The following is a 12,472-nucleotide window of genomic DNA, read 5'->3' on the forward strand; positions in this document are numbered from 1 at the left end:
ATTCTGATATTTTTAGTTTAATCATGCTGAGTATTGGAGGTGAATATGTTCCTAAAATCTCGCATGATTAAGTTAATGTTTGTGTTGTGGTGGGTTGCCCCGCTTGCATCATGGGCAGATACGCAGGAAAATATTATTGTGCATGGTATTCGTGAGTCAGCTATTTATCACAATGTAGAAAAAGAAATTCTTATCAATAAAATAGGTCACGTTCCGAAATGGAATAAAAGAGTATGCGTCGAGATATTTGGTTTGAATGATGAATTTAAGCAAATCTTGTTAAAGAAGTTAAAAACTGTGGGACAAAATATCTCCTTAACGGTGGATAGCGAATGCCGCGTTAGTAATATTTTCGTTCTTTTTACAAATACATCGGATGATGTGGCGAAAAAGATAGAAGATGCTAATCCGGAATTGTTTGCTGGTTTGGACGCTGAGCCGGAATTTAGAGATACTCTGGATGCACCTACAAACGATGATCGGAAGGAGTTTCTCAAGAGCCGTGCTGTGCGATGGCTGATGTCCTCAACTTTCCGTAGTCATGATGATATGCCGTCTATCACTTTTCCGGGCGCTGGCGGTATGCGGATTGTTCAGGAGGATGATGCATCGTTCCTGCACGATACCGCGCGAAGAGACTTTACCTTGTCGTTGATTGTTGTGGACATCGACCGCATCAAAGATGAGCCTTGGGGAATGCTGTCAGACTTTATCGCGCTTGTGGCATATACAGGGCCAAAATTGGCTTCGAATTATGATGATACGACGCTTTTGGGCGCAAATAACGGCTCTGTTTTACAGGGACCCACGGGATATATGACGCCTTACGATACGAGCTTACTAAAAGTGCTCTACGGCGTTGATGGCGCGATTGATGCGAAAGAGGCAGTTGGCATCATGGCGGATAAAGTCGTGACTGCACTGCGCCAGCAGTCGAAATAAATCCTGTGCTCACGGTACGAAAGTCCCGCAAGCACAGGAGATTGTTTTAGCTGTAACGGTCTAAGGAGAGGTCGAGGGAGGGAATATCCGTCTGACGGCCTGTGATTTGATCAGCGACGATCTTGCCCGAGCCTGCAGCCATGGTCCAGCCAAGTGTGCCGTGGCCGGTGTTGAGCCAGAGGTTCTTGAAGCGGGGAGCTGGGCCAACAATCGGTGTGCCATCAGGAGTGCAAGGGCGCAAACCGGTCCAATATTGTGCAGAAGAGAGATCTCCGCCGCCATACATCTCGTTAAATGAAAGTTCGAGGGTTTCGCGTCTGTCAGGGCTAAGGCGGAGGCGGTAGCCTGTGAGTTCAGCCGTACCGCCGATGCGGATGCGGTCCCCTAAGCGCGTGATTGCGACTTTGTAGGTTTCGTCGTTGACGGTTGAGGTCGGTGCGCGGCTCTCGTCTGTAATAGGCATGGTCAAAGAGTAGCCTTTGACCGGATAAATAGGCAGGCGCAGCTCGAGTGGTTTCAGGAAGCGTGCTGAATAGCTGCCGAGAGCAAGGATGTAACGATCGGCGGTCAAGCGGCCTGCGCTCGTGCGAATACCGACGATTCTGTCATCAGCAGCATCAAATGCTTCAATGCGCGTTGAGAGGCGGAATTTGACGCCTTTTTCGACGGCCATAGCAGCGAGGCGGCGTGTGAAAAGGTGGGCATCGCCTGTTTGGTCGCCGGGAAGGTAAAGGCCGCCTTGTAAGCGTTTCCGTGCGTGTGCAAGCCCGGGCTCACGCGCGATGATTTCGTCAACATTAAGCAGCTTATGGTCAATGCCGCTTTCTGCCAAAAGGCGCATGTCTTCTGCAGCGTGTTCGACCTGTGCTGACGTGCGGAAGAGTTGGATGAGGCCTTTTTGTTCACCGTCATAGGTGATGCCGGTGCTTGCCCGCAGGCTGTCCATTTGGTCCCGCGCGTATTCTGCGATGCGTAGCATCCGGCCTTTGTTAATGTCGTAGGCTTTTTCTGTGCAATTGCTGAGCAGTTCACCCATAAAGCGGAACATATCTACGTCGAAGCGCGGACGAACTACTAATGGGCTGTGTTTGCTCATCATCCATTTGGCGGCTTTGAGCGGAAGGCCAGGCATTGCCCATGGTGTGGAATAGCCAGGCGAGATTTGTCCAGCATTAGCGAAAGAGGTTTCCAAGCCCACGCCCGGTTGACGGTCGACGACTTCGACCTCGTGCCCTTCTTGAGCAAGGTACCAAGCGGTGGTGACGCCAATAACGCCTGCGCCGAGGATGATAATCTTCATGTCTGCCTCTCTAATCGATCCGCAACCGAACCAAAATATGGGCCGGTTATAACGACTCGTTTTGATGGCGTGAAGATCAGCACCAAGAGATTATGTTGTCTAGCCCTTGTGTAAGTGGCGCTGATGTTAAGAGAGATGGCTGTTGGCAGTTTTAGGGCAGAGGTGAAAAGCGGCCGACGTTTTTAGTCGGCCGCTGGATGAAGCTGAGATGGCTTCAGCCCGGTGTGCCTTTGCTGGTCGAATATTCGAAGTGCAGGGCAGTATCTGGGTTCACGATTGGATGGATGGCGTGCGCGGCCATAGCACCTTCAGAAAAGCCTTGAAGGATGAGCTTTAGCTTTCCGGGATAGTGAGCAATATCGCCTACGGCGAAAATTCCGGAGGTGCTGCTCTCCATAGAGGCAGGGTTTACTGGAATGGTGTTGCGCTGCGTATCAATACCCCACAATGCAACGGGTCCTAGGTCCGTAGACAGGCCGTAGAATGGGAGCAGTGTATCGGCTTCAATTTTGCGGGTTTCGCCGGATAGCGCCGCGACTTCTACAGCGGAGAGATTACCGTTTTCGCCGTGGAGGGCATGAAGTTGGTATGGAACGACCTTTTCAATTTTCCCAGCCGCTATCTGTGCTTCAATACGTGACAGGGTTTCTGGCGCGCCACGGAAACGGTCACGGCGGTGCAGGAGATAAATCTTCTCAGCGATCTCGGACAGAGAAAGCGCCCAGTCGAGCGCTGAGTCACCGCCGCCTGCAACGACGATGCGCTTGCCTGTGAAGTCAGCTCGCTTCTTCACGTAATACTGCACAGCACCGGTGCGCTCGTAAATTTCGAGGTCAGCCAGAGGGGGGCGGTTAGGGCCGAAAGCGCCTGCACCAGCAGCTACGATGACTGCTTTTGCGTGGATCGTGTCACCACGTCCGGTCGTTAGTGTGAAATCGCCGCGTGAGCCAGTAAGCGTTTCAACACGTGAGCCCAGAATGCGGGGGACATTGAAGGGAGCAATCTGCTGTTCGAGCGCGTCGATCAGTGCGCCACCTTCAATAGCTGGGTGGGCAGGAATATCGTAAATTGGTTTCTCAGGATAAAGGGCGGCACATTGGCCGCCGACGCTATCAAGGGCGTCAATCAAAACGCTATTGAGTTTCAGCATGCCGCATTCAAACGCGGCGAACAGGGCTGTAGGCCCGGCGCCGACGATGGCGACGTCGGTATGGAGTGTTTGAGATGTTGTCGTCATATCTTCCGTCATAGGCGTTTTAAGCGTGATGGGGTAGATGGGTGTATGCGTTGTGCTTTCGTAATTCAGCATATTAATGCTTTGGGTGGAACAGAGCGATCTGCCTGTGCCGTCATGAATGGTCTGGCCCGTAAGGGAAGTCGCGTTCACCTTGTAGAACTGGTGAGTCGTGGCCCTTCTACATACCCGCTTGATTCGTCTATTCCAGTTGAGTCTCTATTTGATCAACCGGTGAAAATTTTTAATTCATGGTTTCGTATCGTTAAGCGTTTATCTGATTATTTAAAGAAGTATAAAATAGACACGCTTATAGTTGTTGAATCAACACATGCGTTATATGGCGTGGCTGCGGCAAGGCTTGCTGGGGCGCGGTGCATTGTTTGGGAACATTTTAACTATACTGTGACGCTTGGTAGGCGTAAGCGCGTTTGGGGACGTGCTGTGGCCGCAAAATGGGCCGCAGATGTGGTGGTTCTTACGTCGGAAGATGCAGAGCTCTGGCGGCATCGAGCCAAGCCGCGCGCGCAAATTACCGTGATACCCAATATGGCGCCGCCGGTTGTAGCGCGTGCTTATGACACGTCATCGCGTTTGATATTAACCGCTGGCCGCCTGACAGAGCAGAAGGGGTATGACCTGCTGCTGAAAGCTTGGGCTTTGGTTGTGAAAGAGCAGGATGTTTCAGGGTGGTCGTTGTTAATTCGGGGGGATGGTCCTGACCGCGACTCTTTGCAAGAGCGGGCATCTGATTTGCCAATGGTTTCCCTGCAACCAGCGACAGAGGGAATTGCGCGGGACTATGCGCGTGCGGCCATCTATGTGTGTTCTTCACGGTATGAAGGGTTACCCATGGTTCTGCTTGAAGCTGCGTCTGAGGGTATTCCCGTCATTTCCTATGATTGCACGACTGGACCGGCAGAAATTATTGAGCATGGAGTATCTGGTATTCTTGTGCCGCCCGAAAATGTCACTCTTCTGGCTGAGGGTTTGCTTTCGTTAATCCGAAGCGAGGCAGTGCGTTTGAGTATGGCGAAGAACATTAAAAAGAGAGCAGAAGCGTTCCAGGAAGGGCCGGTAATTGAACGCTGGTTATCTTTGTTAGCGCATTAGTTGGATAGCCTTGGGGTAAAAGCTCGCCCCAAGGCTGGAGGCTGGGGTTTAGCCCGGAGCAGAGACGCGCTTCCAGATTTGGCTACGTCCAAAAAGAGAGACGCCGATGAAGCCGCGGACTTCGAGTTGGTCACGTGCGACTTTCATGCGGCAGTGGTAAACTTTGCCGCTGGCGGGGTCCATGATCGAGCCACCTTCCCACGCATTATCTACGGGTTTCATACCGGATAAAATCACGAGGCCTTTAAAGGGGGCATTGTGTAAAGCGCCGGTGCAGTGGCCGCATGTATCGCCGCCTGTTTCAACGAGCTTTTTGACAATTTTGCCCGAGAGGCTGCTGTCGGGATTTGTGAAAATCTGAATGATGGCTTTGGGGGTATGGGTGCGATCATCAAATGATTCCCAATAGCCTACAGGTGAATTATCGTCAGCGGCATAGGCTACTGGGTGCAGCAAAGCACAGCTCACAAGAGCAAGTGCAACACAGGATTTTGTCAGAAAACGTTTCAGCATGAGGGTGTTCCTCCGGATATGTTGTCTGTTAGCGCAGTGAGTCTAGAGTATTAAAAGGGCAGGCAAAGAGAAAGTTTAGTCTTTTTAAATGTTAAAATGTGACTACCTGCCGGAAAGTAGTCTTGTGAAAAGAGAGAGAGGCGCGGCACAGTAAGGCATGCGTTTATATCTTAAAAACCAGTTGGACACCGAAGCCTTAGGCGCTTCCTTGGCAACCTTATGCTCGCCGGGGGATTGTCTGGCGCTAGATGGTTCATACGGTATGGGCAAAAGTACTTTTGCTCGCTCTTTTTTGCGGGCGTTGACCGGGGATGTAGCTTTGGATGTCCCGAGCCCGAGCTTTCCAATTTTACTGACATACGACACACCGGCCGGGCCTGCATTTCATTATGATTTATGGCGGCTCGAAGGGCCTGATGCGTTGGATGAATTGGACTGGGATGCTGCTTGCGAGGGGATTATGCTTGTTGAGTGGCCAGAACGGGCTGAAGACATGCTGCCCAATGGCGCCTTGCATGTGACGTTTGAGCAGGGAGCCGGAGAGGACGAACGCGTCGTGTCTCTAACCGGTTGGCCTGATGCTCGCTTGGCGAAGTTGAAAGTATAAATTGTGCATATTGTAAGCGTATCGCCGGGCGTAGCTTTTTTGGACTGTGTTGTTCGGAAATGGCTGGCTCAGGAAAGTTCGGACAATGCTCAGGCCGGGCCGGGTTTGATTCTAGTGCCGAGCCGTCGTGCTGGGCGTGCGCTTATGGAAGCGTTCTTGCGCGTGCTGGACGGGGAGGCCGCTTTGCTGCCACGTGTCGTCGCGATGAACGATGTGGATGAAGGAGGCCTGATCGGTGGAGAGGTTGGGTTTGAGGTTGATCTACCACCTCCTGTAGATAAGCAGCAGCGTTTGGCTGTGCTGTCTTGGTTAATATTGCAGACACCTATCGTGTCCCTTGGTATGGACCGCACCAAAGGTATTGACCGCGCATGGCCATTGGCGAAAGCTCTGGCTGAGTTGATGGATGAGGCGGAGAGGGCAGGCGTCAATTTGTCTGAAGCTTTGCCGGGTGCTGTCGATGAGCAGTTCTCGGAACATTGGCGTCAGACGCTGCAATTTTTGGAAATTGTCACGAGTATTTGGCCGCAATGGTTGCAGGAGCAGGGGTTGATGAACCCTGTTGCACGGCAGGTGGCGCGCCTTAAAGCACAAGCGGCTTTGTGGCATCAGAGGCCGCCGGAGACGCCCGTCTGGGCCGTCGGTTTTGCCGATGGTTCGGCTGCTGTTGTGGATGTTCTGGCTGCGGTTGCGCGTATGCCGCGTGGGTGTGTGGTGCTGCCGGGAGTAGACTTGGTCCTTGAGGATGGTCTGTGGGAGGTGCTACCTGAGGCCCACCCGCAAGCCGGGCTAAAAGAAATTTTGGATGTTTTAGCCGTTACCCGCTCCGAACTTTCGGAGTGGGGGGCGGATACAGATGACGATTTCGCTCAGATGGGGCGTGAAGCTGTCATGCGCGATGTCATGCTGCCGGAGCAGGGCATTGGTGCATGGGGCAAAGATTTAGAGCCGCGTAATATTGAAGGATTGTATCGCTTACCCGCGCAAGATCAGCAGCAGGAAGCACAGGCAATTGCATTGATTTTGCGGAACGCAGTTCAAAAACCGGGTTATAATGCAGCTCTTATTACGCCTGATCGCTCCTTGGCGCGGCGCGTAGGAACTGAGTTACAGCGTTTTGGTATCGTGGCGGATGATAGTGCTGGCATGAGCTTGGCAGAGTCACCACCAGCGGTTTTTTTAAGATTGATTGCACAGGCCGTTGAAGCACAGTTATCGCCTGTTGCGTTGCTATCCATGATCAAACACCCGTTGGCAGCCATGGGGCAGTCTCCGGGTGTGTGCCGTGCTTCAGCCCGGCGGCTGGAGCGTTTGATTTTACGTGGCCCAGCACCTGCGGCAGGCATTGCAGGGCTGCGTTCGGCGTTGCATGCGCGAGAAGCAGAACGTCTAGCACCGGATGAGGGGCAGACTGCTGATGCGCCCGATTGGGCGGAAGATCCGCTACATTTTGTTGATCGTCTTGAGGTTTGTCTCGCGCCGTTATTGGCAATTACCGAGGCTGCACCTTTGCCAGAGTTGTTGGAAGCGCTTGTGCAGTCTGCTGAGGCTTTGGCCGCGACTGAGCAGCGTGAGAATGACGGCGCAGAGTTAAGCGAAGAGGAAGGCCGGGGTGCGTCGCGTTTGTGGGTGGGAGAAGAAGGGGAAGCATTAGCTCAGCACCTTGCAGGGTTGATGGAGCACACAGCACTTCTACCCCCACAAAAACTGGGGCATTTGGATTCTTTTTTAAATACGGCCTTATCCGGTGAGACCCTCACTGGTGCGCGGGCCTATCGTGACGGCGAAGAGTTGGCTCACCCCCGTGTGTCTATTCTGGGTGTGCTGGAAGCTCGTTTGCAGGCTTTTAATGTTGTCGTGCTTGGGGGGCTGAACGAGACGGTTTGGCCACCGGCCACAGATTCAGGTCCTTGGCTGAGCAGGCCGATGAGGGCGCGTGTAGGGTTGGCTCCGCCGGAGCGCCAAATTGGCATTAGTGCGCATGATTTTGTCTCTGCCGTGATGGGTGGAGGGCAGGTGGTGTTTTCCAATGCAGGAAGGCGCGACGGTTCGCCGGGTGTGATGGCGCGTTGGTTAGTGCGGATGGAAGCTTTTCTGGAAGGGCGCAAGCAGGCTTTACCTGTGCATGTGGCGCTCGAATGGCAAAAAAAGCTGGATCAGCCTCTGGCTGGGGTTGAGCTGTTAACATCCCCGATGCCGCGCCCGAATATTGCGCTTCGTCCACGACAATTGAGTATTACGGACATAGAGACACTCAAAAAAGATCCATATGCAATTTATGCAAAGCATGTGTTGAAATTAAAGCCGTTGTCTCCCTTGGAAGAGGGAGTGGAGCACGCGGACTTTGGGACCATTGTCCATGATGCGATGGAGCAGGTTTTAAGGGTTTATCCGGATGCATGGCCCGATAATGCGGAACGTCATGTTCGGCGGATGTTTGATGAAGCGCTCGATCGGGTGCCAGTTCGGCCTGCATTGGCCAATTGGTGGCGCCCACGTTTGGCGCGCATAGCGGATTGGGTCGTGGCACAAGAACGCGAGCGCCGTTTGGCACAGCCGGGCGCGCGCCATTTTGTGGAGGTGTCAGCTCAGTATAAATTTATGACGGAGCAAGGCCTTTTCACCGTAACCGGGCGGGCAGACCGTATCGATATTAACGCCGAGGGCAATGCCACGGTATTTGATTATAAAACAGGGGCGCCCCCAAGCGGCAAGGACGTTGCACGAGGATGGGCGTCGCAGCTTGTGCTTGAAGGAGCATTTTTGGCGAGGGGCGCTTTTGCGAATGTGCCGGCCGCAGAAACGGAAGCGTTACTTTACTGGCAGCTTAGCGGGGGCTCTGAAGCCGGAAAGGAAACTTCGGTACCCAGCACACAAGGCTCAGACGTAACAGCTCAGATGCTGATAGCCGGGGCAATAGACGATTTGCGGGCTCTAGTCGTGGCGTATGAAAAACCAGAGCAAGCTTATCTTTCGCAGCCTTGGGCGAAGCGACCAACACGGTACACGGACTATGAATTGTTGGCACGCGTGGCGGAATGGAAAGCGGCATCTTACGAAGATGAAGGTGATGACGCATGAGCGATTTTAATACAGGCTCCACCGCAGCGTATTCGGCTGAGGAAGCTAAAGCACAAGCCAACCGTACACAGAGTTTGGCATCAGACCCGTTGGCCTCAGTTTTTGTGTCGGCCTCGGCCGGTTCAGGGAAAACTAAACTACTGATTGACCGTCTTCTGCGTCTGATGTTGCCGCTGGAAATGGTGTGCCCAGATGGTGAAACGCGGTTGGTAGAGGGGGCAAACCCTGCCCGTATTGTGTGTCTGACCTACACAAAGGCGGCCGCCGCCGAAATGGCGCATCGCTTGCAGGCTAAGCTTGGTAAATGGGTCTCGCTGTCGGATGCAGCGTTAGGAAAGGAATTGAGCGCTCTTTCTGTTCCCGACATTTTTGAGACAAGGGCCGCTGCGCGAGGGTTATTTTTAAAGGTTCTCGACTTGCCGGGCGGTCTGCGTATTGAGACGATCCACGCGTTTTGTCAGTCATTATTGAGGCGTTTTCCGCTCGAAGCGTCGATTGATCCTTATTTTGACTTGATGGAGGAGACAGATACCCGTCTGGCTTTGCGTTCGGCTATGGAAGATGAGTCGGCGCGCTCTCCTCAGAGCATTACGGAGTTGGTCGGTAAAGTTGCGCCGGATACCTTTTTCACGACCTTGCGGGCGTTGAGTGATTCAGGGGCGCGGTTAGGGCCGCTGTTGGAGCGTTGTGCGGTTCAACCAGCGTTGCTGAAAAGATTTTATGAAGAAACTTTAGGGGCAAGGGCGGACGAATTGAACGCCCTCGAAGCAGAAATAACAAACTCGCCATACGAAGGTGTTTTGAAAGAAAAGCTGATAGCCATTCATGATGTGGCGACCCCGGCCGCACGTAAAATCATTGATGGGATACTGGCATCTTTGGGTCGAGTGCCCGAGGAGCGTTCTGCAGTAGAATGGGCCAGTTTTTTTCTAACTAAAAATGGAACTGTAAAGAAATCGAGCGGCATAGCTGGGAAAGCTGTGAGGGAAGCAGAGCCCAGATTACCCGAATATTTAGATAATGAGGGAGAGCGCATCTTAGCGCTGCAAGAGCGTATGCGTGCCGCTGTGCTTGCTGCGGTCAACACTACTCTCATGTCGCTAACCGTGCCCATTTTACAAAATTTTAGAGAGGGTAAAGCTGCGCGTGGACTGGTCGATTATGGCGATCTGATCCGTGAGACACGTAAGCTGTTGGACGATCCGGGGGCCGCGTGGGTTTTGTATAAGCTTGACGGTGGCATAGACCATTTGCTGCTGGACGAGGTGCAAGACAATTCCGGCTTGCAGTGGGAAATTGCAGGCATGCTGACGTCTGAATTTTTTGCTGGTGAGGGAGGGCGAGAGAGGGCTTTGCGCCCACGGACGGTCTTTGCTGTTGGGGATTACAAACAGTCTATTTTCGGGTTTCAGGGGGCCGATCCGGGTCAATTCCATGCTTGGCGCAAGGAGTTTGCGCAGCGGGTGCGAAATGCCGGTCTGTTATGGCGCGATCCTGATTTGAATGTTTCGTTCCGGTCGGTTGCGCCCGTATTAACGCTTGTGGATGCTGTGTTTGCTCAGCCTGATGCCGCGAAAGGGTTGCTTGAAACGGATGGTGGGGCGTTAAAGCCGCATATTCCCGCGCGCTCAGGTGAAGGAGGACGGGTTGAGATTTGGCCGCTTGTACCGGTCGCTACGGAAGAAGATGACGTAGATGCTCATTCTCCTTGGGAGCCTCCGTCACGAAATTATGGCCAGCGTAGTGCACCGCAACGCTTGGCTGATTCTTTAGGTGTGTGGATTGCGGAACAGATAGGCCGCTCCCCGCAGCCCGGAAAACCGCCATTGAGGGCGGGAGATATACTCATACTTGTGCCGCGCAGGTCTGAATTTCTTCGCTCTCTCATTCGTTCTCTGAAAGGCAACAAAGTCCCGGTTGCGACTTTGGTCAGTGTTGGCCTGACTGAGACGGTGGCTGTTCGTGATTTAATGACGTTATGTGCAGCTCTTTTGCTGCCCCAGGATGATTTAACATTAGCCTCAGTCCTGACTTCACCACTGGGTGGGGTCACGGACGCCTCGCTCATGGCATTGGCTACGCAGGATGGCAGCAGGCATGTTCTTGGCAAAGGAGGAAGGCCATTATGGACAGTCCTACGTGAGCGGCACGCAGAGCGTCAGGATTGGAGCCGGGCTTGGGAAATGTTGGCTGGTCTTTACACGCGGGTAGATTATGCAACGCCGTATAGGCTTCTTTCAGAAGCGCTGGGCCAGTATGGTGGTCGTGCACGGCTTTTGCATCGTCTGGGGGAAGAGGCTGCGGAGCCTGTTGATGAGCTTTTGACGGCCGCCTTGCGGTATGAAGGACTGCACCCCCCGTCGCTTCAAGGGTTTTTGCACTGGCTTGAAGCAAGCGCCAAAGAGGTCAAACGCGAACCGGAGAGTGGTGGTGATGCCGTGCGTGTCATGACCGTGCACGGCTCCAAGGGGTTACAGGCGCGTTTAGTAGTCATGCCGGACACGGTATCGAACAGCCTAAAAAACGAAACCCTGTTTTGGACTGAAGCCGCTCCTCTGACGAACGAGCCTGTAGAGTTGCCGGTTGTTGTGCCTGCAAAAAAGCTTAATATATCCGCGACAACGGCTTTGTCTGATAAGGAAAAAGAACGCGCACAAGCCGAGCGTAATCGCTTGCTGTATGTAGCTTTGACCCGTGCGAGCGATTGGCTGGTAATATGCGGGGCATCAACCAAGAAATCACTGTCCGAGACGAGTTGGTACGCACAGTGTCAGGCTGGTTTCGATGCTTTAGGGGATGTTGTGCGGGAGGAAGTGTTTGACCTTCCTTGGGAAGGGCAGAGGCGGGTTATAGAAGAGTTCGCCTCGGTAGGGGGTGCGGCGGTTAGTGCCTCTTCCTCCAAGGGGGAAGTGAGAGAAGGCCCGCAGCTTCCTGTGTGGATGGGGCAGGCGCCCGATTGGACGGCTATTCCAGCCGCCTCGGAAGATGCGCTTACGCGCCCGCTCGCGCCGAGCCGACCCGATGGTGCTGAGTTTGGTCCAAAAGTAGCGGTGCGCTCTCCTTTGGAGCAATTGGCACATAGAAAAAAAACTCTCAGCCGTGTTGAGCTTGTTCAGGCCCGACGACAAGCCATGCGCCGAGGGACCATGATTCACAAACTGCTCCAGCTTTTGCCTGATGTCCCGGTTGAGGAGCGTGGTCTAATTGCTCATCGCTGGTTGTCTCGTGCCGCATTGGGCCTTGCGGAAGATGAGGTGTTAGCAATTACGCAGCAAGTGCAGTCTATTTTGGAGCATCCTGCTTTAACGCCTCTCTTCAGGAGTGGGAGTCGTGCGGAACAGCCAATTTCTGGTTTGAGCCAAGGCCGCGTGGTTTTGGGGCAGGTCGATCGTCTGCATGTGTCGGATAGAGATGTCTGGCTGTGCGATTACAAAACAAACCGTTTGCCTCCATCCAAGGCAGAGCGAACACCAATTGCCTATGTGCGGCAAATGGCAGCGTATAGAGATGTGCTGAGCCAGTTATATCCCAATGCACAGATACATTGCCTTCTGGTATGGACCGAAGGGCCGCAGGTGCATCTCCTTTCCCCGGCTATGTTGGATGCCGCTGAGAAGGTAGGGCTTGCATGATGTTGGGAAGAGGACAATATCAGTCCTGTAAAGACAAAGGCCCTAAGAGT

General features: G+C 53.4%; 8 protein-coding genes. 5 read left to right on the forward strand and 3 right to left on the reverse strand.

What is annotated here, in order from left to right:
- The first annotated feature begins 45 nt into the window (after nt 1-45).
- Nucleotides 46-942, forward strand: a complete 897-nt coding sequence (locus D5366_RS08000; protein WP_141493025.1) for a hypothetical protein — start codon at nt 46-48, stop codon at nt 940-942.
- 46 nt (nt 943-988) lie between these two features.
- Here the strand turns inward: D5366_RS08000 and D5366_RS08005 are convergent, their stop codons facing one another.
- Together D5366_RS08005 and D5366_RS08010 are read right to left on the reverse strand one after the other, a co-directional pair.
- Nucleotides 989-2,242: a D-amino acid dehydrogenase gene (locus D5366_RS08005; RefSeq protein ID WP_141493026.1), complete on the reverse strand. Its 1,254-nt coding sequence runs from the start codon at nt 2,240-2,242 to the stop codon at nt 989-991.
- A gap of 214 nt (nt 2,243-2,456) precedes the next feature.
- Nucleotides 2,457-3,479, reverse strand: coding sequence for an NAD(P)/FAD-dependent oxidoreductase (locus D5366_RS08010; RefSeq protein WP_141493909.1), 1,023 nt, complete (start codon nt 3,477-3,479; stop codon nt 2,457-2,459).
- A gap of 45 nt (nt 3,480-3,524) precedes the next feature.
- Between D5366_RS08010 and D5366_RS08015 the strand changes: the two genes are divergently transcribed.
- Nucleotides 3,525-4,589, forward strand: coding sequence for a glycosyltransferase family 4 protein (locus D5366_RS08015; protein WP_141493027.1), 1,065 nt, complete (start codon nt 3,525-3,527; stop codon nt 4,587-4,589).
- Nucleotides 4,590-4,637: 48 nt separating this feature from the next.
- Here the strand turns inward: D5366_RS08015 and D5366_RS08020 are convergent, their stop codons facing one another.
- Entirely contained in the window at nt 4,638-5,102 is a 465-nt protein-coding gene (locus D5366_RS08020) for a DUF2147 domain-containing protein (RefSeq protein ID WP_141493028.1), read from the reverse strand.
- Between the two features lie 157 nt (nt 5,103-5,259).
- On the opposite strand from D5366_RS08020, the gene tsaE reads away from it, so the two are divergent.
- Genes tsaE through addA form a run of 3 tightly spaced genes read left to right on the forward strand, consistent with a single transcriptional unit; the run spans nt 5,260 to nt 12,422 of the window.
- Nucleotides 5,260-5,709, forward strand: a complete 450-nt coding sequence (tsaE, locus tag D5366_RS08025) for a tRNA (adenosine(37)-N6)-threonylcarbamoyltransferase complex ATPase subunit type 1 TsaE (protein ID WP_141493029.1) — start codon at nt 5,260-5,262, stop codon at nt 5,707-5,709.
- Between the two features lie 3 nt (nt 5,710-5,712).
- A complete protein-coding gene (addB, locus tag D5366_RS08030; RefSeq protein WP_141493030.1) occupies nt 5,713-8,790 on the forward strand; it encodes a double-strand break repair protein AddB in 3,078 nt (1,025 codons plus the stop codon).
- On the forward strand, nt 8,787-12,422 hold the full coding sequence (gene addA, locus D5366_RS08035) for a double-strand break repair helicase AddA (protein ID WP_141493031.1): 3,636 nt from the start codon (nt 8,787-8,789) through the stop codon (nt 12,420-12,422). Before addB ends, addA begins: the two co-directional genes overlap by 4 nt.
- Nucleotides 12,423-12,472: the final 50 nt, after the last annotated feature.

The organism is Neokomagataea tanensis, from assembly GCF_006542335.1.
Lineage (GTDB): Bacteria > Pseudomonadota > Alphaproteobacteria > Acetobacterales > Acetobacteraceae > Gluconobacter > Gluconobacter tanensis.

Coding starts and splice junctions, on each gene's coding strand:
- D5366_RS08005 (WP_141493026.1), bottom strand. CDS start 2,242: ATGAAGATTATCATCCTCGGCGCAGGCGTTATTGGCGTCACCACCGCT.
- D5366_RS08000 (WP_141493025.1), top strand. CDS start 46: ATGTTCCTAAAATCTCGCATGATTAAGTTAATGTTTGTGTTGTGGTGG.
- D5366_RS08020 (WP_141493028.1), bottom strand. CDS start 5,102: ATGCTGAAACGTTTTCTGACAAAATCCTGTGTTGCACTTGCTCTTGTG.
- D5366_RS08010 (WP_141493909.1), bottom strand. CDS start 3,479: ATGACGACAACATCTCAAACACTCCATACCGACGTCGCCATCGTCGGC.
- D5366_RS08015 (WP_141493027.1), top strand. CDS start 3,525: ATGCGTTGTGCTTTCGTAATTCAGCATATTAATGCTTTGGGTGGAACA.
- addA (WP_141493031.1), top strand. CDS start 8,787: ATGAGCGATTTTAATACAGGCTCCACCGCAGCGTATTCGGCTGAGGAA.
- tsaE (WP_141493029.1), top strand. CDS start 5,260: ATGCGTTTATATCTTAAAAACCAGTTGGACACCGAAGCCTTAGGCGCT.